The organism is Mycobacterium sp. IDUB_37 (genome assembly GCF_055419245.1).
The window spans coordinates 341,723-366,935 of the sequence record NZ_JBVAXG010000006.1; the positions used below are offsets into that span (position 1 = coordinate 341,723).

Annotated in this window: 24 protein-coding genes and 1 riboswitch; of the genes, 10 read left to right on the top strand and 14 right to left on the bottom strand. The window is 65.7% G+C overall.

The genetic code is table 11. The features are described 5' to 3' along the window. Positions 1 to 97 precede the first annotated feature (97 nt). Positions 98 to 217, top strand: coding sequence for a DUF6307 family protein (locus tag ACZY1I_RS21850; RefSeq protein WP_463757023.1), 120 nt, complete (start codon positions 98 to 100; stop codon positions 215 to 217). 78 nt (positions 218 to 295) lie between these two features. Further along, positions 296 to 493, top strand: a complete 198-nt coding sequence (locus ACZY1I_RS21855; RefSeq protein ID WP_463757026.1) for a hypothetical protein — start codon at positions 296 to 298, stop codon at positions 491 to 493. Between the two features lie 87 nt (positions 494 to 580). Here the strand turns inward: ACZY1I_RS21855 and recN are convergent, their stop codons facing one another. From recN to ACZY1I_RS21890, 7 genes are read right to left on the bottom strand one after another with little or no spacing between them, the layout of a single operon-like run. After that, positions 581 to 2,323 (bottom strand): DNA repair protein RecN, encoded by a 1,743-nt coding sequence (recN, locus tag ACZY1I_RS21860; protein ID WP_463757028.1) that lies wholly within the window; start codon positions 2,321 to 2,323, stop codon positions 581 to 583. A 15-nt stretch (positions 2,324 to 2,338) separates the two neighbouring features. Continuing rightward, on the bottom strand, positions 2,339 to 3,262 hold the full coding sequence (locus ACZY1I_RS21865) for an NAD kinase (protein ID WP_463757031.1): 924 nt from the start codon (positions 3,260 to 3,262) through the stop codon (positions 2,339 to 2,341). After that, on the bottom strand, positions 3,259 to 4,065 hold the full coding sequence (locus tag ACZY1I_RS21870; RefSeq protein ID WP_463757034.1) for a TlyA family RNA methyltransferase: 807 nt from the start codon (positions 4,063 to 4,065) through the stop codon (positions 3,259 to 3,261). Before ACZY1I_RS21870 ends, ACZY1I_RS21865 begins: the two co-directional genes overlap by 4 nt. 8 nt (positions 4,066 to 4,073) lie before the next feature. Further along, positions 4,074 to 4,250: a hypothetical protein gene (locus tag ACZY1I_RS21875; RefSeq protein ID WP_463757037.1), complete on the bottom strand. Its 177-nt coding sequence runs from the start codon at positions 4,248 to 4,250 to the stop codon at positions 4,074 to 4,076. A gap of 24 nt (positions 4,251 to 4,274) precedes the next feature. Further along, positions 4,275 to 5,309 carry an HAD-IIA family hydrolase gene (locus tag ACZY1I_RS21880; protein ID WP_463757039.1) on the bottom strand — a complete coding sequence of 345 codons (1,035 nt, stop codon included), beginning with the start codon at positions 5,307 to 5,309 and terminating at the stop codon, positions 4,275 to 4,277. Then, positions 5,302 to 6,093 (bottom strand): tetratricopeptide repeat protein, encoded by a 792-nt coding sequence (locus tag ACZY1I_RS21885; protein WP_463757042.1) that lies wholly within the window; start codon positions 6,091 to 6,093, stop codon positions 5,302 to 5,304. The genes ACZY1I_RS21880 and ACZY1I_RS21885 overlap by 8 nt, the downstream gene beginning before the upstream one ends. A 56-nt stretch (positions 6,094 to 6,149) precedes the next feature. Beyond that, positions 6,150 to 6,500, bottom strand: a complete 351-nt coding sequence (locus tag ACZY1I_RS21890; protein ID WP_463757045.1) for a DUF732 domain-containing protein — start codon at positions 6,498 to 6,500, stop codon at positions 6,150 to 6,152. Positions 6,501 to 6,953: 453 nt separating this feature from the next. Between ACZY1I_RS21890 and ACZY1I_RS21895 the strand changes: the two genes are divergently transcribed. Next, positions 6,954 to 8,204: a YcaO-like family protein gene (locus tag ACZY1I_RS21895; protein ID WP_463757048.1), complete on the top strand. Its 1,251-nt coding sequence runs from the start codon at positions 6,954 to 6,956 to the stop codon at positions 8,202 to 8,204. Next, entirely contained in the window at positions 8,201 to 9,640 is a 1,440-nt protein-coding gene (locus ACZY1I_RS21900; RefSeq protein ID WP_463757052.1) for a TfuA-like protein, read from the top strand. The genes ACZY1I_RS21895 and ACZY1I_RS21900 overlap by 4 nt, the downstream gene beginning before the upstream one ends. Here the strand turns inward: ACZY1I_RS21900 and tyrS are convergent. Beyond that, positions 9,637 to 10,920: a tyrosine--tRNA ligase gene (gene tyrS, locus ACZY1I_RS21905; protein ID WP_463757056.1), complete on the bottom strand. Its 1,284-nt coding sequence runs from the start codon at positions 10,918 to 10,920 to the stop codon at positions 9,637 to 9,639. The genes ACZY1I_RS21900 and tyrS overlap by 4 nt on opposite strands. A gap of 165 nt (positions 10,921 to 11,085) precedes the next feature. Here tyrS and ACZY1I_RS21910 point away from each other — a divergent pair, with 165 nt between their 5' ends. Further along, positions 11,086 to 12,012, top strand: coding sequence for a bile acid:sodium symporter family protein (locus ACZY1I_RS21910; RefSeq protein ID WP_463757059.1), 927 nt, complete (start codon positions 11,086 to 11,088; stop codon positions 12,010 to 12,012). A 3-nt stretch (positions 12,013 to 12,015) separates the two neighbouring features. Here ACZY1I_RS21910 and ACZY1I_RS21915 read toward each other — a convergent pair whose 3' ends face one another. Beyond that, complete coding sequence (locus tag ACZY1I_RS21915) at positions 12,016 to 12,627, bottom strand: DNA-3-methyladenine glycosylase (protein ID WP_463757061.1); 612 nt, start codon at positions 12,625 to 12,627, stop codon at positions 12,016 to 12,018. 58 nt (positions 12,628 to 12,685) lie between these two features. Here ACZY1I_RS21915 and ACZY1I_RS21920 point away from each other — a divergent pair, with 58 nt between their 5' ends. From ACZY1I_RS21920 to ACZY1I_RS21930, 3 genes are read left to right on the top strand one after another with little or no spacing between them, the layout of a single operon-like run. Next, positions 12,686 to 13,462, top strand: coding sequence for an ABC transporter ATP-binding protein (locus tag ACZY1I_RS21920; RefSeq protein WP_463757063.1), 777 nt, complete (start codon positions 12,686 to 12,688; stop codon positions 13,460 to 13,462). Further along, a complete protein-coding gene (locus tag ACZY1I_RS21925) occupies positions 13,384 to 14,214 on the top strand; it encodes an ABC transporter permease (RefSeq protein WP_463757066.1) in 831 nt (276 codons plus the stop codon). Before ACZY1I_RS21920 ends, ACZY1I_RS21925 begins: the two co-directional genes overlap by 79 nt. Beyond that, a complete protein-coding gene (locus ACZY1I_RS21930; RefSeq protein ID WP_463757069.1) occupies positions 14,214 to 14,837 on the top strand; it encodes a TetR/AcrR family transcriptional regulator in 624 nt (207 codons plus the stop codon). Before ACZY1I_RS21925 ends, ACZY1I_RS21930 begins: the two co-directional genes overlap by 1 nt. On the opposite strand, the gene ACZY1I_RS21935 is transcribed toward ACZY1I_RS21930, so the two are convergent. The 4 genes from ACZY1I_RS21935 to ACZY1I_RS21950 all read right to left on the bottom strand — a co-directional run bounded on the left by ACZY1I_RS21935 (position 14,803) and on the right by ACZY1I_RS21950 (position 20,687). Further along, positions 14,803 to 15,021, bottom strand: a complete 219-nt coding sequence (locus ACZY1I_RS21935; RefSeq protein WP_463757073.1) for a Trm112 family protein — start codon at positions 15,019 to 15,021, stop codon at positions 14,803 to 14,805. The two genes, ACZY1I_RS21930 and ACZY1I_RS21935, sit on opposite strands and share 35 nt — an antisense overlap. Then, positions 15,014 to 17,998, bottom strand: a complete 2,985-nt coding sequence (locus tag ACZY1I_RS21940; protein WP_463757076.1) for an acyl-CoA synthetase — start codon at positions 17,996 to 17,998, stop codon at positions 15,014 to 15,016. Before ACZY1I_RS21940 ends, ACZY1I_RS21935 begins: the two co-directional genes overlap by 8 nt. A 102-nt stretch (positions 17,999 to 18,100) precedes the next feature. Continuing rightward, positions 18,101 to 19,006, bottom strand: a complete 906-nt coding sequence (locus tag ACZY1I_RS21945) for a hypothetical protein (protein ID WP_463757078.1) — start codon at positions 19,004 to 19,006, stop codon at positions 18,101 to 18,103. 10 nt (positions 19,007 to 19,016) lie between these two features. Then, positions 19,017 to 20,687 (bottom strand): PPE domain-containing protein, encoded by a 1,671-nt coding sequence (locus ACZY1I_RS21950; RefSeq protein WP_463757080.1) that lies wholly within the window; start codon positions 20,685 to 20,687, stop codon positions 19,017 to 19,019. A gap of 122 nt (positions 20,688 to 20,809) precedes the next feature. Next, positions 20,810 to 20,990, bottom strand: a riboswitch (cobalamin riboswitch). Between the two features lie 63 nt (positions 20,991 to 21,053). Between ACZY1I_RS21950 and ACZY1I_RS21955 the strand changes: the two genes are divergently transcribed. Further along, the gene (locus ACZY1I_RS21955) at positions 21,054 to 22,823 is read left to right on the top strand and encodes an ABC-F family ATP-binding cassette domain-containing protein (RefSeq protein WP_463757082.1); all 1,770 of its coding nucleotides are present in this window, start codon (positions 21,054 to 21,056) and stop codon (positions 22,821 to 22,823) included. Further along, a complete protein-coding gene (locus ACZY1I_RS21960) occupies positions 22,820 to 24,112 on the top strand; it encodes a cytochrome P450 (protein ID WP_463757084.1) in 1,293 nt (430 codons plus the stop codon). Before ACZY1I_RS21955 ends, ACZY1I_RS21960 begins: the two co-directional genes overlap by 4 nt. A gap of 28 nt (positions 24,113 to 24,140) precedes the next feature. On the opposite strand, the gene ACZY1I_RS21965 is transcribed toward ACZY1I_RS21960, so the two are convergent. Next, positions 24,141 to 25,202 carry a type III polyketide synthase gene (locus ACZY1I_RS21965; RefSeq protein WP_463757086.1) on the bottom strand — a complete coding sequence of 354 codons (1,062 nt, stop codon included), beginning with the start codon at positions 25,200 to 25,202 and terminating at the stop codon, positions 24,141 to 24,143. Between the last annotated feature and the right edge of the window lie 11 nt (positions 25,203 to 25,213).

Genomic DNA, 25,213 nt, shown 5'->3' on the forward strand with positions numbered 1-25,213 from the left:
AAGGCCACACCAACCGCGGCGCGCGGAAAGCGCGTACCGTCGCGGATATCGAGCAGCTCGGTAACGAGCCAACATGCTCGACCAAAAAGGAAATTTAATGGGATCGCCCACAGAGTTGCGTTCGCCCTACATCAAACGTGTTGACCTGGTGAATGACAGCATCAAGACTCACCCGAAGCCGTCGAACCAGGCCGCCACCGACTTGGCGGTGCGCTGATCTCTGTTCATTTGCACGAGGTGGCCATCATTCACCTCGTTCCCTTTATTTCGCCTGTGCAACAAAAGGTTTCAACACATGACAGTTATAGTGACTCTCCGCAACGGCCAAACTGACAAATACATGCGTTTCCACGACACATACGTTAAGCGCCGGGACGGCACGCTCGACGTCGTCCGCGGCGGCGCCAAACTGCCGCACACCTACGCGCCCGGGACATGGGCTGATGTGGAAGGCGACGAAAAGAGTTGGAAAAAAGGACGTTTCGGCGGCTAATCAGATACAAGCCCGAAGGCCCGGGGCACTGCTGGGTTGAGCAGTGATTGCACAATTCAGCCGGCAATTGGCGCGGCGCCAGGACGGCTAGGTCTTTTCGCTCTGCGCGGTCTCCAACAGCTCGCGTGCGTGTGCGCGGCCGCTGTCGGACTCCCCCAGCCCGGCGAGCATTCGTGCCAACTCGGCCACCCGGTCGTCGCTGGTCAGGCTGCGTACCCCGCTGGCTCCCTTGGGCCCCTTACTGTGCACCACCAGGTGCACATCCGCGTAGGCCGCGACCTGCGGCAAGTGAGTGACGACGATGACCTGGTGGGTGCGGGCCAGCCTGGCCAGCCGGCGGCCGATCTGCACCGCCGCCCAGCCGCCGACGCCGGCGTCGACCTCGTCGAACACCATGGTGGTTCCGGTCGCAGACGCGGCAAGCACTACTTCGAGCGCGAGCATCACCCGGGACAACTCGCCACCTGAGGCGCTCTTGGCCAGCGGCAGCACGGTCATTCCGCGGTGCGCCGCGAAGCCGAACTCCACCAGGTCGATGCCGTCGGCACCCGCGCGGGCGAACTCGTCGTCGGGCAGGTTCAATGCGGCGGCATCGTGCGGTGCGGCGACGTCGATGCTGACGCCGATGGTGAAGTCAGCGTCGGCCATCGCCAGGCCGGCAAGTTCGGCGGTCACCTCCTTGGCTAACTTCTTAGCGGCCTTCCGCCGAATCTTGCTGAGATCGATTGCGACCTGGGCTAATTGGCGTCCGAGTTCATTGGCGCGCTGCTCGAGCGCGGCCAAACCCTCTTCGGACACATCAAGTTGGGCCATCCGGTCGCGAGAATCCTGGGCCCACTGCAACACGCCGTCGATGTCGGCGGCGTACTTGCGGGTCAGCGTCCGCAGTTGGGCCTGGCGGGCCAGCTTGGTGTCCAGCGTGCTCGCGTCGGCGGGCAGCTCGTCCAGGTAATTGCCCAATTCGCCCGATGCGTCGGTGACCACGGCCAACGCCCCGCTGACCTGGTCTGCGAGCGTCCGCAACCTGGCATCACCGGTCGATTCCAGCGCAGCCCGCGCTCGCCCCAAGGCTTCGACCGCGCCGAACGCCTCCTCGGACGAACTGGACAACACCTCACGCGCCGTCTCCGCCGCCTCCCGCAGGGAATCCAATTCGGAGAGCCGGACGATGTCGGCCACCAGTTCGTCGTCCTCCCCGGGCTGCGGGTCGACGGTGTCGATCTCGTTCAGCGCGAACTTCAGTCGATCCGCCTCCTGCGCGAGTTCACGCGTCCGGTCGCGGCGGTCGATCAGGTCACGCCGTGCGGCCAGCCACGCGTCCCGTAGCTTGCGGTAGCGCTCCAAGGCAGGACCGGCCGACGCGAAGCGGTCCAGCGCGGCGCGCTGCTCGTCCGAACGCATCAACCGCAACTGGTCGTTCTGCCCGTGCAGAGCGAGCAGTTGGGTGGTGAATCCGCTGAGCGACTTCGCCGGCACGCTGCGGCCGCCCAGATAAGCACGGGAGGGCCCTTCGCGGTTTACCGTGCGCAACGCGATCACGCTGCCGTCCTCGTCGCGTTCGGCGCCCGACGCGTCGAGAATCGTGTCAAGTAACGCGGTCACTGCGTCGTCGACATCGGTTGTGGTGAAACGACCTTCGACGACGGCGCGGTCAGATCCGGACCGCACCCGGTTCGCGTCGGCGCGCGAACCACCCAGCAGGTGCAGGCCCGTCACCACCATGGTCTTGCCGGTACCGGTCTCGCCGGTCAACACGGTCAGTCCGCGGTCGAACTCGGCGGTCGCAACGCTGATGGCTCCCAGCGACTCGATTCGTATTTCCGTCAGCATTCAGCGTGCACCCGATTACTGCCCGCGCCAACCTGCAACCGGCAACCGGAACTTGGTCACCAAGCGGTCCGTGAACGGCGCGCTGTCCAACCGCGCCCATTTGACCGGCGTCGCGCAGCGGGTCACCTCGAGTCGACTACCCGCCGGCACCAGCATTTCCCGGCGACCATCGCAGAACACCAGCGCGTCGTGGCCGCTGGCCTCGATCTCGATTGCGATGACGGCGTCTGGGCTGGTCACCATGGGCCGGCCGAACAGGGCATGAGCGTTGTTGGGCACCACCAGGATTGCCTCGAGGTCGGGCCACAACACCGGCCCGCCCGCAGAGAATGCGTACGCGGTGGACCCGGTGGGAGTGGAGATGAGCACCCCGTCGCAACCGAACGTCGACACCGGACGACCATCGATCTCGATGACGGTTCCCAGCACTCCCAGCCGTGGACCCTTCTCCAGGCTCGCTTCGTTGAGCGCCCATCCCTGATCGATGATCTGACCACCTTGCCGCACAACGACATCGAGGGTCAGGCGGTCCTCTACCCGATAGTCCCGCGCGATCACATGCTCGAGTACCGAGTCGATGGCCTCGGCCTCGGCTTCAGCCAGGAAACCGATGCGACCCAGGTTGACACCCAGCACCGGAATGCCGGCGTTGAAGGCCAATTCGGCCGCACGCAGGAAGGTCCCGTCACCGCCCAGGACCAGCACCAGTTCGCAGCCCTCGGCGGCCATCGGATCCGCATCGACAACCTCGATGCCGTCGCCCAACGCCCGCTCGTCGTTCGGAGCCATCTGCAGCGAGCCGCGGTCGACCGCCTCGGCGGTCAGCGCACGAAGGCTAATCCCCTTGTCGCGCAACACTTTCTCGACGCAGCGAGCGGTTTCGGCCGCCTCGTCGCGTCCGGTATGGGCGACGAGCAGGACGGTACGTTCAGCGGTCATTGCGGGCCCTCACTCATCGCGCGCTGCACCGTGTCGTTTAGCTTGTCACCAACCAGCGCCCGGTCGGTCCGCGCGCGCAGCCACAAGAAATATTCGACATTGCCCGACGGGCCCGGCAACGGGCTGGCCGTCACGTCCACGGTGTGCCAGCCCAGCTGGGTCGCGCGCCGCGACACCGCAAGCACCGCATCCCGGCGTAACTCGGGGTCATGAACCACCCCGCCGGGACCGACCTGGCCCTTGCCTACTTCAAACTGCGGCTTCACCATGGGAACGATATCGGCGTCCGGAGAAGCGCAGCCAACCAGCGCGGGCAACACCGTCGCCAACGAGATGAATGACAGGTCGGCTACCACCAGGTCGACGGGGCCGCCGATCGCTTCTGCCGTCAGGTCGCGGGCGTTGGTCCGCTCCACCACCACCACCCGCGGATCGCTGCGCAGCGACCACGCGAGCTGGCCGTATCCGACGTCGGCGGCGACCACCTCGGCGGCACCGCCGTCCAACAGCACCTCGGTGAACCCTCCGGTCGAGGCACCCGCATCCAGGCAGCGCCGGCCCTCGACCGGAATCTGGAAGGCATCCAGCGCGCCGAGGAGTTTGTGCGCCCCACGCGACACCCAGACACGTTCTTCACCGGCAACAGTGAGCGCCGCCGTGACCGCGACAGCCGTGGCCGGCTTGACCGCCGGCAGGCCGTCGATGCGCACTTTGCCGGCGCCGATCAGCTCGGCCGCCTGCTGCCGAGATCGGGCCAGACCCCGGCGGACCAGCTCGGCGTCGACGCGGGCACGCCGTGGCATGCGCGCACTCAGCCCTTCTCCGCCGACTCCAGCGCCTGCAGCAGCACGTCGTGTGCCTCGGAAAGGCGGCGGGCGATGTCTTCGAGCTCGGCGACCGAGGGCCCGTCCGGGGCGTCAGCCGATTGCGGCAACTGGGCCACCAGGGCTTCGATTTCCTCGCGAATCTGGTCAGGGTCGATAGTCATGGCGCTCCCTACGCTAGTCACCGGCTAATCGGTCTGCATCAGGGACCAGTGGTCCAAGGCATCGCGAGCCCGGTCGTCGCCCGCCTCGATGCGCGGCGGTTGCCCTTCGGGATCTGATGCATCCCATACCGCGCTGGCCACCGCGCGAACGATCGACAACGAATCCTCGTCGGAATCCTGGTCGGAATCTTCCTGAGCGCTAACGGTGATGACATCGCCGTCCACGTCGATCCGCCAGCCCGGCCGTGGCGCTACCGCGAGCCGCTCGGCGTCGAGGTGCAGCGAGCGCAGATCGAAGCCGATGTAGGTGGGCCGACGAGCCGGCTCCGCGAAGACCGCGTCCCGCGCGGAATTCACTCCGGTCAGCACCATCAGGCTGGGCAATCCGGCGCCATTGGCACCCTCGATGTCGGTGTCCAACCGGTCACCGATCACCAGGGGCGCACGAAAGTCGCCGCGGCCAACCGCATCCTTCATCAATTGCGGTCCCGGCTTGCCGGCCACCTGTGGCTGCGCGTCGGTAGCCGCGCGCACGGCGGCCACCAGGGAACCGTTGCCCGGCAACAACCCTCGTTCGTTGGGCAGCGTCGGATCCACATTGGCCGCCACCCAGAGCGCACCCGCCCGGATGGCCAACGTGGCTTCGGCGAGTTCCGGCCAACCGACGGTCATCGACAGACCTTGAACGACGGCGTCGGGTCCGTCTTCAAAGAGTCGGACCGGGCGCAGGCCCACGGCGCTGATCTCACTGGCCAGCGCATCGGTGCCGACGACCAGCACCTTCGATCCGGGTTCCAACTGGGCGGCCAGCAGGTTGGCCGCACTCTGCGCGCTGGTGACGACGTCGTCGCTGGCCGCGGTGAAGCCCAGTTCGCGCAGGTGTGCGGCGACTTCGTCCGCGCTGCGGGAGGCGTTGTTGGTGACGTACAGCTTGCGGCTTTGGATTTCGTCTAACGACTCGGCGGCACCCTCGGTCGGCTCATGTCCACGGAAGACGGTCCCGTCAAGGTCAAGAAGCAGGCAGTCATATTGCTGCGCAAGGCTTTTGGTGTCAGCCAAGTTCGCTGACCCGGTCTTCGGCGTCGGTGACGCCTTCGCTGTCCGCGGCTGCGGAACGCAGGAACCATTCCAATGCGTCGCTAGTGCGTCCTAGCGCGAGGAGTGTGTCGGCGTAGGCGTAATACAGCCGCGCGGCCGTGGCACCGGAGCGGCCCGGCTCGAGTTGCGGGGTGGACAACAGGGCCAGGGCCTGATCGAGCTGTCCCAGGTCGGCGCGGGCTCCCGCGGCCACGATGCGCAGTTCGTCAGCATCATCGCCGCTGAGCTGAGCCGCCTCGGGTCCGCGAGCCAGGTCGATGGCTCGCTCCGGACGGCCAAGGCCGCGTTCGCAATCGGCAATCAGCGCCAACAACTGGGACTTACTGCCCATTCGGCGCGCGGCACGGAATTCGGCGAGGGCCTGGGCCCAATCACCGCTGTAATAGGCGGCGATTCCGACCGCCTCTCGGATCGCGGCGATCCGGCTGGCCCGGGCCCGGGCGGCCCGCGCGTGGCTCAGGGCGGCCTCGGGGTCTTCGTCGAGCAGGCCACCCGCTGCGACGAGGTGGCGCGCGACCGTATCGGCGGTGGCCTTGTCCAGGGTGCTCAACTCACGTCGGACATCGGGCGCCAACTGCCGGGCGTCGATATCCGGGGGAATCGGCGGACCGGCAGGTGCGGTGTCGTTGGCCGGGGATCGGGTTTGGGCCGATCGCGCCCGGCCGGGGCCGGAACGTCGCGGCGCCCCGCCGGATGCCGACCGCGGTCGCCGCTCGTTGCTACCACCGCGCCTGTCCTCGCCCACGCGCTAGAGGTTACGGGCAGCGGCTGCAGGCTCACAATCAACGGCCCGCTCGGCGATCAGGCCTGCAGTCGGTGCGGCAACATCGGCGCTATCAACGCCGGGCAGTATGTCGCTATCGCGACGATGGTGAATGCCGCGGCCCGCTCGTTCGACAGCCCGCTGACCTCAGCCAATTCCGCGACGATCGATTCGAACGTTTCCCCTCTGGCCAGCGCTTTCGGGCAGATGGATTTGCCCATCGCTACCGCGGTCGCCGGTTGGCTGTACGGAACACCCGCGTTGTTCAACGCATTCAGGAAAGCGTTTCCCATCATGTCGGCGTGGATCGGCGCCGCCACTGTGGCCGACACCCCGAATACGCCTGCGGCCAGCACCAGGAATCGGAGGGCCATCGCGGGTGCCGTCATCGTGACAACCCTGCTCAACAAGTGTCACATTCACGCCTCAGTGGGATAAAGGTTTGCCCTCTAACGCGTTTTGGGCCGCGCCTGGCACAGCACAGGTATTAGTCCCCCGATCGGTGGACACCGCCTGTCCCACCATCGGGGGAACGCTATTTCCTCCCGCATTCGGCTAGTAGTGGGATACCAGCGCGGCCCGAAGCCGCCCAGAATAGGTGTCAGAGCAGAACACAGAACCACAAAACCGAAACCAGAAAAGTCTTACAGCCCAATATGTCGGCGGGGATCTCATGACCTCCCATCCCCCACATCTGAGATCCTCGCCGACACCCCCGACTCCCAGCGGGGTCTCATCGTTTCCCCCCTCCCCTAGCGATGAGATCCCGCTGGAATTTTTTGTGCCTTAAATCCTCGCCGGCAATCCTTAACTGACGAACCCCGACTGAGTAGCGTGAAGCCATGTCAGAACCGCAAGGGATCGGCACTGACCAGGTAGTCGGCCCCGACTGGTCACCCTGGCCGACACGGGTATTGGGTCACGCCGATCCGCTGACGATCGTCCACCACTCCGGGACCCACCGCATCATCTCCCCCGAGCAGACCTGGACCGCCATCCAACCTCTGCTCGCACCGGCCGGCATTACTCGCGTCGCCGATCTCACTTGGCTCGACGATCTCGGAATTCCCACCGTGCAGGCGGTGCGGCCTGCCTCGCTGACTCTGTCAGTCAGCCAGGGCAAAGCAACCACGTATCGCGCCGCACAGGTTTCCGCGGTCATGGAATCGCTGGAAAACTGGCACGTCGAAAACCTCGCACCCGATCTATCATCAACGCCCACAACAGAACTCGTTGATTCACTGACCTATGACCCGGCCGAACTGAATCGTCCGGAGGGAAGCTTCTACCATCCGGGCGCGCGGCTTGACTGGGTGGTCGCGACCACACTGTTGACCGGTCGCCGAACCTGGGTTCCCTGGCTGGCGGCCTTGGTGAATATTGCGGTCAAGGATTGCTGGGGCCCGCCGATATTCGGTATGGACACAACGGGATTGGCTTCGGGCAATAGCTACCACGAGGCCACTCTGCACGGCCTCTACGAGATCATGGAGCGTCACGGCATGGCCGCCGCCCAACCCGGGTCCACTCTGTTCGAAGTGTCACTCGAGGATGTCGTCCGTTCGGACAGCGCCGATTTGGTTGAGATGATTCATCGGGCCGACAGTGAGGTGCAAGTCGCGCGCATCGACACCTGGGACGGCTTCTACTGCTTTGCCGCCGAGATCACCTCCAACACGATGGAGATCCCGTTCAGCGGCAGCGGACTTCATCACGACCCGAATGTGGCACTTTCGCGGGCGATTACCGAAGCGGCACAGTCACGACTGACGGCGATCAGTGGGACGCGCGAAGACCTGCCGTCCGCGATCTACCAACGGTTCGCCCGGGTGCACACCTACGCTCCCGCCCGAAAGTCGATGCAGTCCATGCCCGAGGCCGAACCCACACCGTGGCACATGAGCAGCACGGACTCACTGGGTGACCTGCTGACGTCGGCGGCCAAAGCGGTGGCCACCGTTGCCGGCGCCGAACCGCTCGCGGTGGTCTGCGACTTCCCCGACGCGTCCGTACCGGTCGTCAAGGTCGTTGCCCCAGGGATGTCAGCGACGGTGAACTCACCGTTGCGCACGCCTCTCGAGGAGCACCGATGACAGTCGACGGGCGGATCGTCGTGACCGCGGGACCGACCATCGGGGTCGAGGACATCCGGGCCGTCATCCCCAATGCCGAAGTAGTGCCGCCGATTTCGTTTGGTGATGCATTTCGGTACGGCTTGGGTCCGCAGGACACCCTGCTGATCGTCGACGGACTCTTCTTCCAGAGTGCCTCGGTACGGCACAAAGAACTGCTGACCCTGCTCGACGACGGCGTCCGCGTCGCCGGCTCATCGAGCATGGGGGCGCTGCGGGCGGCCGAGCTGCATCCGTTTGGAATGCAGGGCTACGGCTGGGTCTTCGAGGGGTACCGCGATGGGCTCATCGAAGCCGACGACGAAGTGGGCATGGTGCACGGCGATCCAGAGGACGGCTATCCGATTTTCGTGGATGCGTTGGTGAACATCCGCCAAACCGCCTCACGCGCGGTCGAATCGGGCGTGCTCTCGATTGAGACCGCCGACCAAATCATCGAAACGGCGCGTAGCACGCCCTTCAGCCAACGCAGCTGGAACCGGCTGTTGGACGCCGTGGGTGTATCGGAAAGCCGAAGCCTGGCAAAGCAATTGAAGGCGATGCGGGTCGACATCAAGCACGCCGACGCGGTATTGGCGTTGCGGCAGGTGGCCGGTGGCAGCATGGATGTCGCGACTCGGCCCGGCCCGCCACCGACCGTGTGGTCACACCGCTGGCGACAGCGGTGGGCGCCGCCGACACCGGTTGCTTTGGCGGACACCGAATCCGTAGTCGACGTCTTGGATCTCGACGTTCTGTCGCTGTTGAGTATCTGCGCCAGCGACCGTTGGGCATATCTGCCCGGGCTGGAGCAGGTGGCCGCCTGGCATTGGACATCTGCGCATCCCAATGACGAAGGGAGCGTCCGAGAACGGGCGGCCCGGGCCACCGCCGAGGTCGTTGCCGAAAGCTATGAACGCGCACTGGAGACCGTCGCGCACCACTACGCGTTGGCCACCGGCATCATTGATGAGTCCGGCTTTCCCGAGCAGATCAGGTCCCAATGGCTCACCGCCGACGAAAACCAAACCCTCAGCGGTGACCCGATTTCGGTATCAGCGCGGCTGACCACCCGAACCCTCTTCTTCTCCAGATCACTGCCGGCGATTCAGCACTTTCTGGACCTACTGCGCGAAGACCCGCGGCTACCCGAGTGGCGTGGCCTGGTGGCACAAGCGATCGCACTGCGAGATGAATTGGCAAAGCAGAAGCCACATTTGAATCTGCAGCGGCCCGCTCCGAATCAGCTCAAGCGGCTTTTCAGCAATCAATGGGGCACTCCGGCCGACCGCATCGAATTGGCACAGCGCGGCCTGATGACCTCCGATTCCTTCTACACCGCCGCAACGCTATTCGCGGTGGCAGCCGCCGATGACAAGTTGCCGGCCATCGAAGTCGGCGTACTGGGCGCTGGTTAGCCGAGCCGTTCTATGCCGGCGATGTTGCGCTTGCCGCGGCGCAGCACGAGCCAGCGGCCGTGCAGGAAATCCGTTGGCTGCGGCGTCCATTCTTCGCTGCCGATACGAACGTTGTTGACCGACACGCCACCCTCGCCGAGAGTGCGTCGTGCCGCTTTCCTGCTTTCGGACAGGCCGCTGGCGACCAACAGGTCGACGATGCCGTCGGGCTCACCCGGTTTGAGTTCGGCGACGGTGGTTTCGCGCAGTGCGGCGGACAGCGTCGCCTCGTCAAGACGGTCCAGCTCCCCCTGCCCGAACAGTGCGCGACTGGCGTGCTCGACGGCGTCGGTGGCCGCTTCGCCGTGCACCAGGACGGTGAGTTCGGTGGCCAACCGACGCTGGGCGGCGCGTTGGAATGGGCGTTCGGCGGTGGCCTGTTCCAGTTCGGCCAACTCGTCGGCCGACAGGAAGGTGAACCAGCGCAGGTAGCGGATCACGTCCGCGTCGGCCGTGTTGACGAAGTACTGGTACCACGCATAGGGGCTGGTCATCTGCGGGTCGAGCCACAGACTGCCGCCGCCGGTCGATTTGCCGAACTTCTTGCCGTCGGCGGAGGTGACCAGCGGGACGGTGAGTGCATGCACTGAGGCGCCGAGCTTCTGACGGACCAGACGGACCCCGGCGATGATGTTGCCCCACTGATCGGATCCACCGATCTGCAGCGCGCAGCCGTGGCGGCGGTGCAACTCGACGTAATCGTTGGCCTGCAGCAGCATGTAGCTGAACTCGGTGTAGGAGATGCCCTCCCCGTCGAGACGACGCCGGACGGTGTCGCGATCGAGCATCACGTTGACCGAGAAGTGCTTGCCGATGTCGCGCAGAAACTCGATAGCCGATAGCGGACGGGTCCAGTCGAGGTTGTTCGCGACGATCGCGCCCGTCGGCGAGTCGTCGAAATCGACGAAGCGCTCCAGCTGGCCCCGGATCCGGTCGGTCCATTCGGCAACCGTGTCGGCCTCGTGCAGGCTGCGCTCACCGACGTCGCGGGGGTCGCCGATCATGCCCGTCGCCCCACCTGCGAGCACGATGGGCCGGTGACCGGCACGCTGGAAACGCCGCAACGCCAGTAGCGGCACCAGGTGCCCGGCATGCAGGCTCGCTGCGGTGGGGTCAAACCCGGCGTACACCGTGAGCGGTCCGCGTTGTGCCTCGGCGGCCAGCGCCTCGAGGTCGGTGGACTGCGCGATCAGTTCACGCCAGTTCAGCTCATCGAGGATCCCGGAAGTCTCGCTAACCATGCCCGAGAGTCTTCCAGGATGGCTGGGACCACCCGATGTCGCGTGTCGTGAAGGTGGTCTCGGTGTCGCGATGAAAGCGCGATCCGCTCAGGCTGATTCTCAGCTGACCTGGGCTGACATCGTTCAGGATCGGGCGCGGCAAGCGTGTCGGCGCCGGCGACCGTAATGTCATTTGCGATGCAAAGCCAGTTCTTTCCGTTGGTAGTCGCGGTGGTCATGCTTGCCCTCGGGCTGACCTTGACCGTCGATGACTTCCGACGCGCCGCGACACTCAAGCGTCCGTTGCTGGTGGCGCTGTTCTGCCAGTCGTTGCTGCTCCCCAGCCTGTGCCTGCTGATCGCCGAGGCCCTCGACCTCCCGCCGAACCTGGCCGTCGGGCTCATGCTGATGGCCGCCACGCCGGGCGGGACGATGGCGAACATCCTCAGCCATCTGGTCGGCGGCGATTTGGCGCTGAATCTCACACTGACGGCCATCAACGCGGTGCTGTCGATCTTCGCCATCCCGGCCATCCTGGCGTTCTCGGTCAATTGGTTCCTCGACGGCGGACGAGTCCTGCCGCTGCAGTTCGACAAGTTCCTTTCGGTGTTCGCCCTCGTACTTATCCCCACCGCGATCGGCATCGCGGTACGCCACCGCTACCCCGGTCTGGCCCGCCGTCTGCAGACGCCGGTCAAGGTGTTCGCGGCGGTGCTGATGGTGGTCGCGATCGCCGCGGCCATCGCCGGGGGCCAGACCACGATTTGGCACAACGTCGGCGTCCTCAGCGCCGCGGTGGTGTCCTTCTGCGCGGTCAGCCTCACGATCGGCTATCTCGTCCCGCGCTGGATGCGCCTCGCACCGCGGCAGTCGATAGCGATCAGCCTGGAAATCGGTCTGCACAACACCGTGGTGGCAATCGGCATCGCGCTGAGCCCACAGTTGTTGAACAACGTCGAAATGGCAACGCCGGCTGCCCTTTACGGCTCTATTGCGCCGACCATCGCTTTGACGTTCGTGTTCTTGCTGCGCCGGCTGGACCCGGCCCACCGCAAAGCCGCGCGATCCGACGAGGCCGACGACTCCGATGACTTGGTGACCGAACCCAGCTAGCCGCTAATCGCTCGTACCCGGCGCCGGTGCGCGGGGGCTTCGCCGGTAGGCGGACACTTCGGGCCGGCCAGCGAGCCACAGCCGCCACGGCCGGTCGGCAGCCTGGCTGACTCCCACCCGTGGTCCCACGGCGGCCGTCAACGGGGCCTGTAGTCGTAGCCGCACCGAACTACTCGGATCGAACAGATCAAGCTTGTTGTCGTTCATCGTGATTCCCAGCGCCGAGCACAGGTTTCCCGGTCCGCGCGCCAACGCGACATCCCGGACGGCCTCGCCGCGTCGGGACCGGGCCAAATCCGTGCCGTCCTCGATGACGCACGCCCGGATCAGCACGGCGGCAGCGGTGCCGTCGGGTCCGCACGTCACATTGGCGCAGACGTGAATCCCGTGGCTGCGGTAGGTGTACAACCGCCCGGGCGGCCCGAACATGATGCTGTTGCGACTGGTTGGGCCTCGGTACGAATGCGCCGCGGCGTCGGGCCAGGGTCCGTCCGGGACCCCGCCATACGCCTCGACCTCGACGATCACGGCGCTGACGCCACGTCCGGTGAGAGTGGCGCCGAGCAGGCGGTGGGCGGCGGCGACCGGATCGACCAGCAGTTCCTCGGCGCTCATCTGAGCAATTTTGCCCCTCCCCTTGACAACGATCGCCGACCGGGCGGATATTCATCACATGATGAGTTCATCACGCGATGAATTATTCGCGGAACACCACGAGCCAGCGGTCAGCATCGAGCACTTGCGGGTCATCCGGGGCAAATGCCCCGCCCTGCACGATTTCTCGGTACAGATCGCACGGGGCTCCATCACCGGCTTGCTCGGCCCGTCGGGCTGCGGCAAAAGCACCCTGATCCGCAGCATCGTCGGCACGCAAATCGTCGTGTCGGGCAACGTCACCGTGCTGGGCGAGCCCGCCGGATCCGCGGCGCTACGCCGCCGCGTGGGATACGTGCCTCAGGACCCGACGATTTATCACGACCTGCGGATTATCGACAACGTCCGCTACTTCGCCACTCTGTACGGCTACGACAGCGACGCCGCTGACGTCGCCATCGAACGGGTCGGGCTGACCGATCACCGAACCGCGTACTGCGGCAACCTGTCCGGTGGCCAGCGGACCCGCGTGTCGCTGGCCTGCGCGCTGGTCTGCGGGCCGGAACTGCTGGTCCTCGACGAACCCACTGTGGGACTGGATCCCGTTCTACGCGTTGATCTTTGGCAACAGTTCACCGAACTCGCCGAAGCCGGTACCACGCTGCTGGTATCCAGCCACGTCATGGACGAGGCGGACCACTGCGACGACCTGCTGCTGATGCGCGACGGCCATCTGGTCGCGCACACCACCCCGACCCAGCTACGAGAGGACACGTCATGCACGTCACTGGAGGAAGCGTTTCTGTCCATCATCCGGCGCAGCACCGTGCCGCTGGCCGGCCCAAAAGCCGGCTGAGCCTCAAGGGCTACACCGCGACCACGGCGCGAATCCTGCGCCAGTTGGCCGCCGATCACCGCAGCGTCGCGATGATCCTGCTGGTGCCCAGCTTGGTCATCACGCTGATGTACTTCATGTTCGAGAACGCCCCGCATCGACCCGGCATGCCAACGCCTTTCAACGGCGCCTGCCTGATCATGCTGGGCCTTTTTCCGCTGCTGCTCATGTTCCTGATCACCTCGATCACCATGCAGCGGGAGCGGGCTTCGGGAACCCTCGAGCGGATACTGACCACGCCGCTGCGCCGACTGGATCTGCTGGCCGCCTACGGCACCGCCTTCTCCATTGCTGCTGCGGCACAGGCGATCCTGGCATGTGTGGTCTCGTTCTGGCTACTAGGACTCACGACGGCGGGTAGCCCGCTGTGGGTCTTCGTGATCGCGATCATCAACGCCGTGCTCGGCGTCGGCCTCGGGTTGCTGTGCAGCGCCTTCGCCCGCACCGAATTTCAGGCCGTGCAGTTCATGCCGGTGGTCGTGGTGCCGCAACTGCTGCTGGCCGGGGTGATCGTGCCACGCACCGCGATGCCCGACTGGCTGCACTGGATCAGCAATGCGATGCCCGCCAGCTATGCCCTGGAGGCTTTGCAACAGGTCGGCGCGCACTCAGGTCTGACCGCGACTACCGTGCGTGACATGGCCGTCGTCCTGGGCTTCGCCCTCGCATCAATGTGTCTGGCCGCTGCGACATTGCGGCGAAGGACCCCTTGATGGCGGCGGAATCCGCGAAGAGAAAGCGCCCGGGACGACCCGCGGGGAACTCCGACACCCGCGAACGCATTCTGGCCAGCGCACGAGAGCTGTTTGCGCTCAACGGAATTGATCGGACATCGATCCGCGCCGTGGCCAAGGCCGCCAACGTGGACGCGGCGCTGGTGCATCACTACTTCGGCACCAAGCAGGACCTTTTCGCGGCCGCGATCCACCTCCCGATCGACCCCATGGTGGTGATTGCGCCGATGCGGGAAGCGCCCATCGAAGAACTCGGACTGAAACTACCCTCGCTGTTGCTGCCGCTGTGGGACTCCGAACTGGGCACCGGGCTGATTGCGACTTTGCGCTCGCTGATCTCGGGCGACGAAGTGGGCTTGGCCCGCTCGTTCCTGCAGGAGATCATCGGCGGTGAAATCGGTTCGCGCGTAGACGATCCGCCTGGAACCGGCAAGATCCGCACGCAGTTCGTCGCGTCGCAACTGATGGGCGTGGTGATGGCGCGTTACATCATCAAGGTCGAGCCGTTCGCGTCGCTGCCGACCGACCAGATCGCGAGAACGATCGCCCCGAACCTACAGCGCTACCTCACTGGGGATCTGCCGGAGCTCCTTGCGCCGTAAGGCGGGCGTGCTCGTCGTCGCCGACGTCGCGCGCCTCGTCGACCAGCAGGACCGGAATCCCGTCATCGATGCGATAAGCACGCTGCAGCCTGGGGTTGTAGAGCTCGGCGCCGTCAGCGACCAGCAGCAGAGGACCCCGGTCCTGTGGACAGACCAGGATCTTCAGCAGCGCGTCGTCAAGCATCGTCTTCTACCTCTTTGCCGCTCAGCTCGGCACTGGCACCCGGGGTCAGCCGGTGGAATTCGCGATGTCTGGCTTCGAAATACCAGACCTGGCGGCCCGGTTTAGGCATTCCCGCCGCCCGCAGCGCGCTCACCATGGGCCGGAACGTCGCGCTCAGCGGCAACTCCGGGACCACGTGCACGATGTCGGGGCCCAGCCCGACCGGCATGTTCGCCACGGCTTCGGTCAGGTCGGCCGCGGTGATCGTCGCGCCGGGCCGCAGCGAAATCGCGGACACGGCCAGTTCCCGGTCCCCGACGGGCACGGCGTAGGTCACCGCGAGGTCGACCACGCTGATCGAGCCGAGCGCATCGACGACCGGTTCGGCGAAGACCATCCCGCGCGCAGTGCGAATCACCGAGCCTCGCCTGCCGGCCAGCCAGTAGTCGCCGTCCTCGTCGCGACGGAACAGGTACTCGGTGGAGATCCAGGTGTCGGCCGGAGCAAAGACGCCCCGCTTGACCGAGGCTGTCGGATCGATGGGCCCCCGCGACTGAGCGAGCAGGACACCGATCTGGTTGGTCTCGGCGACCTGGACGAAGCCACTGTCGTTCTCTAGGATCAGGTCCAGTTCGGGTTCGTATGCACCGAGTTCCACCCGCCCCGCGCCGGGCAGCGGTCGACCCTTGCTACCGACCTTGGCGCCCAACACGTTGGCCAGCACCGCCTGTCCGTCAGTGGTGGCGAAGAACTCGACGACGTGAGCCGGCGCGAACGCCTCTTCGACGCGCTCCCACAGACCCGTCGGCATGCCGGATCCGATGAACAGTCGCACCGGGTGGTTGCCGTGCAGCGCGAACTCCGGGTCGTCGACGACATCGCGCAGCATGGCCCAGGTATAGGACACCACCGTCACGCCGTATTGACGCACCTCGGCCACGAACCGCTCGGGATGCAGACTGCGTGACAATGCGATGCGGGTACCGCCGACGACGGCGCCGCCCAGGCTGACCAGCACCGCAGACTCGTGATGCAACGGCGTCAAGCAGTACACCGTGTCCTTGCGGTCAAGAGCTGCCGTCGATGCGGTACCGAACGCCGACAGGGCCCACCGGAAGTTGGTGATCTGCTTGGCGACCAGTTCGCCGCCACCGGTGCTGAACACGATGAATGCCTGGTCACGGGCGAAGCCCGGATTGGGCCGGTACCAGGCAGGTAGCTGCACCGCATCCGGGTCGATCTGTTCCATGTCGACCACGTCGGCGTCCTCGGGCACCTCGAGATCGCGCAGCTCACCGCCACCGAGCACCAGCACGCGCCCCAGCTGGCCGGCGGCCTCGAGGTTGGTCGGGTCGGTCAGGATCTCGGTCACATTCCCGAGCCGAACCTGGGCGGGCAAATCGATGTCTTGGCGCATCAGCACGGCCACGCCACCGAGCCGCGACAGCGCCGCGATCGCGACCAGCGCGCTGGGTCGGGTCTCCATCAGGATGCCCACCCGGTCGCCCTGCCGTACCCCGACCTCGATCAAGCCGCGGACGACGTTGTTGATGCGCCTGTTGACCGCCTCGTAGGTGTGTACGCGGCCGTCGAACAGCAGGAACTCGCCCTGCGGGGCATCGTGTGCCTGCTCCTCGATGATGCGGCCCAACGAGATTCGCGTGTGGTCGTTGAGCTGACCCAGCCGGGCCAACCGTGGAAATGTGCGGACAGTCTCAACCGCCAGGGTGCGCATGGATCGGTTGGCCGCAAAGATGGCGTCAGTCGCACCGCGGGCCAGCGCCAGTGCTGCTTCGGAGACCTCGCCGATGCCGTGTGCGACCCGGGCGCTCAAAGCCACGCCGGTGTCGGTCGCGTCCGCCGGCCGCTCCACCATCACGGCGATGGTGGCCGGCTTGTCGCCGTCGCTGGAAATCCAGTTCACCCAGTCAGCGACGGTCGGCCAGCTCTGCTGAGCCGCCCTCGATCCCACGACAAGACCGAAATGTCCTGTCCGGATCAAACATTCGTAAACTTCGGTGTTGGGGGCAGCGCGCCGGATGCCGCGCACCGAAGCAGGCTGACCGATGTCGTCGACTTCACCGACGAACGACAGAATCGGGCAGGTGATGTCGGTGAGCGTCACCATCTGGCCGTTGATGGCGAAACCGCCGGTCATCATGCGGTTGTGGGCGATGAACTGCTTGAGCAGTTCAGCAATCGCCGGCCCCGACCAGGCGATCCAGCCTTCGCGCTCGAGGAACCTGCGCTGCTGCTCGCGCGGCAGCAGCGATTCCCGGTCATGCAACTGACGCACGAAGTCGATACGGGACTGCGCGGTCTTGATCGGGTCCATCATCTGGAAACCGGTGCGCGCCAACCAACTTGGGATGTTCAAGTGATTGAAAACGTGATCGGCCATGAAATCGGCGATGTCGGCACCGAAGTTGGCCGGGATACCCATCGGCAGCGCGGCCAAGGTGTCGACCGGGGAACCGAACGTCACGATGCTCGCGAGGTTCTTGGAACGCCGGTAGGCGGCGACCTGATAGCTCCACATGCCGCCCTGTGAGTAGCCAACCAGGTGCACGTCCTGGCCGGTGGCCTCGTACACGGTGTCGATGGCCTGGCTCAGCGCCACGATGTGATCGGCCAGGTTGCGGCGCATGCCGCCCTCGACCTTGTCCGGCGAGCCGAAGTCGATGACCCAGCAATCCAGTCCCCTGGCATGCAGGATGCCGACCGCGCCGTCTTCGCGGGTCACGTCCCACATGTCCGCCGACATCATCATCGGGTGCACCATCAATATCGGCGTGCCCACCGGTGGCTGTCCGGGCCGGTTGTCCGGCGGGAAGTAGCGCCGCAGCTTGTACATCGGCACGCTCTCGACGATCTGAGAGGGCGACGGGATGCTGCCCGTTTCCAGGCCTCCCAACCGCAGGACTTCCAGACCGTTTTGAGCTGTGGCTACCAGACGCTCGACCGGTCGCGTGACCATCGACAAATTGAGATCCACCATGCTCCTCAGAACTCCCAGAGTTAGGCCTTGACCAGCGTGGACATCATGGCACATCGGCCTTGGCGCAGATCGACGGGAATGCATCGTCGCACCTGACAGGCCTCAGCGCGACGGGCAACTTTCAAGATGCGCCCGGACTGCGGCCTGAAGGGCGACTGCGTCCGGCCCGACCGCCGGCGGACTCGCCGCTTCGCTGCACCCGTCGACAACTACGGAGCCTTGCCAACCGGCGCGCTCGACGGTCCACGTCAGCACCAGCGGATCAGCTGGTCCCAGCGAGCGAACGGTGTTCTCCACGTCAGCCTCAGCATGCTCGGGCCCGCTGATCACGACATCAATGGCGACGATTGCCTTTGCTCCTGCCGTGCCGACGGCGCGTACGGAAACCGGCAGCCCGCCGACCCGCTGTTGCAGCTGGTCGCTTTCGTCATGCGTGAACGGGAAGCGGGCGCCCCACGGTCGTGGCGAAACCGTGGGTGCCACACCCACTTCGACGTTCGTCGAACCGACCGTGTCCACCAACGCGGGCAGGATGGCCGCCGTCGGCGTGGCGACGTCGCGCAGGTCGAGCACACTGTTGGATCCATTCCGGAACCAGGCGAATTGGTTCGCTGAAATCAGTGAGGTGACCTGACGCAGTCGCGTCACGTCACCAGCAATCTGGTCAGGGTCCAGCTCGGCCAGCCGGCTCAACAAGGCACGGTGGTCGGCGGTGATGTCGAACATCGCGTTCTGCGCGTATCCAGCAAACCTGTCGCGGCGAGCTGTGTTGATCCTGACCACGAGGTCACGGATCTGCTCGCTGGTCGCCGCCGGAACAGCCGCGAAGATATTGATGCCGACGCCATGGTCAACATCGTTGTGGTAGCTCACCCGGGCTGAGGACACGCCGGGCATGCCTGCCATAACGTCCTGCAAGTGTTGCGCGTCAGCGCGGCGATCGCCGGGACCGCAGCCAGACAGGCAACCGACGACGCAGATCGCCGCGATGATCGTCGTCAGTCGCACCCCACCACTGTTACAGGCTTTCCTCGTCCGGCGAGGTCTGGCCAGCCCAGGTTCGCGGCATCATCGGCAGGCGTGCGCCGCCGCCGAACTCATCCTCGGCCAGTGCAGTCAGCCCCGTCGCCGCCGAGGTCGCCCGGTTGGGCAGGGTGCCCGCGAAACCAATGGATTTCCCGCCGGTAGCCGACGCCGTCGCCGCTTCGGGCTCCAGGTCCATGTATTCGTAACCGCGGCCGAACAGGCCGGCCTTCGCCCGACGGCGTCGCGGCGACTTGGCCTGCTCCTGCGGCGCCGCCGCGGCCTCGGGTTCCTCAGCGCTGTCGGGCTCCGTCGCCTTCTTTCGCGCGCGGGCGGCCGCCGCCCGCTTGGCTGCCGAGCTCAGGTCGGCCAACAGATAACCCATGGCATCCATATGCGCGGGTACGCCCGTACCCGTCGTCGTCGGTGGTGCTGCGGTAGACGGCGGTGCACCGGGCGATGGCGCCGGGGCCGTCGCCTCGACGCCGGTTGGAGTCGGGGCCGGACTGGATGTCGGAGTGCTGGGGCCCAACGCTGCCAGGGGTGGCGTAGCGGGCGTCGGGGGTGGCGGTGGCGGCGCCGGCGCGAGCGCCACCAAGGCTTTGACGCCGATCGGTGCCAGTACCGCGCCGGCGGCCAACGGCACCAATGGCACCGTCAGCAGCGGCACCAGCGCCAGGGTCAGCGCGAGAGTGCTCTCCAGCGTCGTCTTCAGCAGTGCGATGGTGTCGGTGATCACCGTGCCGAAGATTTCGACGGTGACGAAGATGATGGTGAAACCGATGGTCAATGGATTACCCGAGGCGAACGCCGCAGTGAGATCGAGCGCGACGAATGAGAACATCTGCGACAGCAGGACCACGTAAGTAGCGAAATCCAGCGGGTAGCCGAGGGCGAACCCGATATTCAGCGGGCTGAGATAGGTCAGCGGGTTGCCCAGGCTGACCAGGTAGGGATCGAAGCCGGAGAACAGCGCCTGGAAGAACGGCAGGTTCTGCAGCCAGTTGTTGAACGGCTGGATGACCTCGTTGTAGAACTTGGTGTACAGGTCCCACAACCACTGCAGGAACTGGTTGAACTGGTCCCGCAGTGACGATGTCTCGGCGGCACCGACCTGCTGACTGTCGCCCTTCATGATTTCCGGCGCTGCCGTCGGCAGCGGTGCCGCAGTCACGGCAGCCGTGGTGACCGCTTGGTAGCTGCTCATCACGGTGGCGGCTTGAATCCACATCCGTAGGTAGTCGGCTTCGTTGAGCGCGATCGGGATCGTATTGATACCAAAGAAATTGGTCGTCATCAGCACCGCGTGGGTGGCGTGATTGGCCGCCAGTTCGGGCAACGTCGGCATGGCCGCCAGCGCCGTGACCCAGGCCGCCGCGGCGACCTCCTGTTGGGCGGCCATTAGCGCGCTGTCGGTGCCGGCTTGCAACAGCCACGCCAGATACGGCAGGTGAGCGGCAACGTACGTCGCAGCGGTCGGGCCGTCCCAAGCTCCGGCCTGCACCGCCGACAAGAGCGCCACGAGTTCCTGCGCGGTTTCGCTGTATTCGACGCTCAATGAAGCCCACGCCGCCGCGGACGACAACATCGGACCCACCCCCGGACCACCGCTCAGCAACGCTGAGTGCACCTCCGGCGGTGCGGCCATCCAGATCGGGGCGGTCACCGTATTTCGCCCGCGGTGATGGCGAAAACCCCTGCCGGCGAGACTAACTGCGCCATTGGAGGCGCCAGAAAAGACGAAGAGACATCGACGTCGATCAGCTTTCTCGGGGTACACCGCCCCGGGTAGCAGGACGCAACGACGCGAGTATCCTGGCTCTCGGATCGCCGCTAACCTCGCCTTCCAGTCATATGACCGTGGCTAGTGAGGGTCGCTCCCCGATGACAGTGGCGGGACCGCGCCGGATTTTCACCGGCTTCCTGCATCGTCGTTGCCTTACGGGTGAGATTGTCGCATTCCGTCGGGCCACACGGTAGCCAATCAACCGAGCGTCCGGACTTCACTTTGCGGGCCGGTAGCCTCAGTCCAGTGGCACACCTGCTCGGAGCCGAGTCCATACACCTGGCATATCCGAACCAGGTGATACTCGAATCGGTCACGCTCGGCGTGAACGACGGTGCCCGCATCGGCATCGTGGGCCGTAACGGCGACGGCAAGTCCAGCCTGCTGAGCCTGCTCACCGGACAGATCAAGCCGCACTCGGGGCGGGTCACTCAGCGCAGCGGTCTGCGGGTGAGCGCGCTGAGCCAGGCCGACACCCTTGATCCCAGCCACACCGTGGGCTGGTCGCTGGTCGGTGACCGCCCCGAACACCAGTGGGCCGGCGACGCCCGTATCCGCGACGTCGTCGACGGCCTGGTGGCCGATATCAATTGGGATGCAATGGTTTCCACGTTGAGCGGAGGCCAGCGACGACGGGTTCAGCTGGCGCAGTTGCTCGTTGGCGAGTGGGACGTGATCGCGCTTGATGAGCCGACCAACCACCTCGACATCGAAGGCATTACCTGGCTGGCCGAACACCTCAAACAACGCTGGGCACGCAATACCGGCGGGTTGCTGCTGGTCACCCACGACCGCTGGTTCCTCGACGAAGTCGCCAACAACACCTGGGAGGTGCACGACGGCATCGTCGAGCCGTTCGAAGGCGGCTACGCGGCGTATGTGCTGCAGCGGGTCGAGCGGGACCGGATGGCCGCCTCGAGTGAGGCCAAACGGCAGAACCTGATGCGCAAGGAGTTGGCCTGGTTGCGTCGGGGCGCGCCGGCGCGCACCTCCAAACCCAAGTTCCGCATCGAGGCCGCAAATCAGCTGATCGCTGACGTTCCGCCAATCCGCGACACGGTCGAGCTGGCCAAGCTGGCCACCGCCCGGCTGGGCAAAGACGTCATCGACCTGCTCGATGTGTCCGTTTCGTTCGACGGCCGCCCAGTGTTCAACGAGGTCGAGTGGCGGATCGCCCCTGGTGAGCGCACCGGGATCGTCGGGGCCAACGGCGCAGGCAAGTCCACCCTGCTCGGTCTGATCGCCGGCACCATCCAACCGACCACCGGGCGGGTGAAGCGCGGTAAGACGGTCCGGTTGGCCGTGCTGGATCAACAGGGCAGCGAGCTGATCGCCCTGGCCGGTGACCGAATCGCCGATATTCTGGGCCGCCTGCAGGCCGGCTACGAGGTCGGCGGCAAGGAGATGACGCCCACACAGCTGCTCGAGCGCTTGGGCTTCGCCGGCAAGCTTTCGTCGCGCGTCGGTGAGCTCTCCGGCGGCCAGCGCAGGCGCCTGCAACTCATGCTCATCCTGTTGTCCGAGCCGAACGTGCTGCTTCTCGACGAACCCACCAATGACGTGGACACCGACATGCTGACCGCCACCGAGGACCTGCTCGACTCGTGGCCGGGCACCTTGATCGTCGTCTCCCACGACCGCTACCTGCTCGAACGCGTCACCGATCAGCAGTACGCGATCCTGGACGGCCGGTTGCGTCACCTGCCGGGCGGGGTGGACGACTACCTGCGACTGGCCGCGCGGGCGCCGGCGAAGCCGGTGGACCGGACACCTGTACGGCCCACGGACTCGATGTCGGGGGCACAACGCCGCGCCGCCGAGAAGGAGTTGGCCTCCGTCGACCGCCAGTTGGCCCGCGCGGCCGATCGGATCGCGGCCAAGCACACCGAACTCGCCGAGCACGATCAATCCGACCACGTCGCCATCACGCGACTGACCCAGGAATTGCGCACCCTCGAGAGCGAGGTCGTGACCCTGGAAGGCCAGTGGCTGGAGTTGTCGGAGGTGCTCGAATGAGCTCATACCGGACAGTCCCCTACCGGCCCGGTGAAGCGCTGCTTGCGCTGTACAAGCGTCGTGGCGCGGTGATCAATGCCGGAATCGGCCGGCACGGCATCGTTTATCTGCTTGGGCCGGAAGCGAATAAGTTTGTGTTCGGCAACGCCGATGCCTTCAGTTGGCGGGAAACGTTCGAGAATCTGGCGCCCGTCGACGGACCCACCGCACTGATCGTCAGCGACGGAGAGGACCACCGGCGTCGGCGCAGCGTCGTGGCGCCCGGACTGCGGCACCGGCAGATCCAGGATTATGTCGCCACCATGGTGTCCACCGTCGACGAGATGATCGACGGCTGGCAGCCCGGGCAGCGCCTCGACATCTACCAGGGCCTGCGCTCAGCCGTGCGGCGCAGCACCGCCGAGAGCCTCTTCGGTTCACGAATGGCGGCACATTCGGATTTTTTGGGCGCGCAACTGCAGCACCTGCTGGACCTGACGCACATACCGCCTCAGGTGATGCGGCTACACCAGCGGCTCAACTCCCCCGCCTGGCGACGCGCGATGACTGCCCGCGAACGCATCGACGATCTCATCGACTCCGAGATCGCCGATGCCCGCGGTGCGCCGCGACCCGACGACCACATGTTGACCGCGTTGCTCAGCGGGCGCTCGGACGAGGGTCACGCCCTGAGCACCAACGAGATTCGCGATCAGATCGTGTCGATCATCACCGCGGGATACGAGACCACCAGCGGCGCGCTGGCGTGGGCGGTCTACACGCTGCTGACCCTGCCAGGAGCGTGGGACGCCGCTTTCGAAGAGGTCAGCCGGGTACTGGGCGACGGAACGCCGACCGCGCAGCAGCTTTCCGCCCTGCCCTACCTGAATGGGCTTGTGCAGGAGACACTTCGGCTCTATTCACCGGGCGTCATCTCGGCTCGCAAAGTGATGCGCGATCTGCGGTTCGACGGGCACCGGATCCGGGCTGGCCGGATGATCGTCTTCAGCGCTTACGTCACCCATCGGATCCCCGAGATCTGGCCGGAGCCAACCGACTTCCGCCCGCAACGGTGGGATCCTGACTCGCCGGGTTATCGCAAACCCGCCCCGCATGAGTTCATTCCGTTCAGCGGCGGGCTACACCGGTGCATCGGCGCGGTGATGGCCACTACCGAGATGACGGTGATGCTGGCCCGACTGATCGCCAGGACCACGCTTCGGTTCCCGACGCAACGCATCCGACCCGCTAATTTCGCCGCGTTGTCGCCGCGGCCGGGCTTGAGTGTCGAGGTCGTCGAGAGGCGCTAGTCGTGACGCGCCTGGGCCAGCGCAGCAGCTAGTGCCAGCGCAGCAACACGAGTTCGGCGCAGAACCCGGGGCCCATGGCCAGCATCAGGCCGGGGCTGCCACTGGGCGGTCGCTTCTCGATGGTGTCACGAAGAATGTGCAGCACCGAGGCCGACGAGAGGTTGCCGATCTCACCCAACGAACGCCAGGTCAGCTCGAGGGCTTCCGGAGGCAGTTCGAGGCTGTTGGTGATCGCGTGGATGACCTTCGGTCCGCCCGGATGGCTGACCCAGGCGCCGATGTCGTCCTTGGTCAGCTGATGGCCGGCGAGGAACCCACTGACGTCGTCGGGCAGGTACTGCTCGATCAGATCGGTCAGGTCCGGAGAAAGCCGCAGTTGCAAGCCCTGGGAGCCGACGTCCCAGCCCATGATGTGCAGCGAGTCGGGATACAAACGGCTCCGGGAATCGATGATGTCGGGGCCGCTGGCGTGGATTTGCTCGGCGCGCCGGTCACCGACCGCGACGACCGCCGCCGCTCCGTCGCCGAACAGGGCGGTGCCGACCAGGCCTGACACCGTCGGCTTCACCGCCGGATACGTCAGCGAGCACAGCTCCACCGCGATCAGGACGGCGACGCCGTCGGGCGCGCCGCGCAGATAGTCGTTGAGCCGGCCGACTCCTGCCGCACCGGCCACACATCCCAGGCCGAAAAGGGGCATCCGGCGCACATCGGGGCGCAAACCGACCCGGCCCGCGATCCGGGCGTCCAGTGACGGCACCGCGACTCCGGTGACCGTGGTGGTGATGATCATGTCGATGTCGCCGGGTGTGAGGCCGGCTTCGTCGAGCGCGCCCATGAGTGCCTCAACACCCAGGTCAACGGCTTTCTCGATGAAAATCTCGTTCGCGTCACCGAAATCGGTGAGCGACGGGTACTGCTCGAGCGGCAGCACCAACTGGCGGCTGTTCACCTTGGCGGATTTGTGCAGCTTCCGCACGATCTCTTCGTGATCTTTGAGACCCGGAAACTCGACGAAGGAGTCGGTGATCTCGCTTTGGCTGTAACGGTGTGGCGGCAATGCTCCGAACACGCCCGCAATGACGCTCATCTGATAACCCC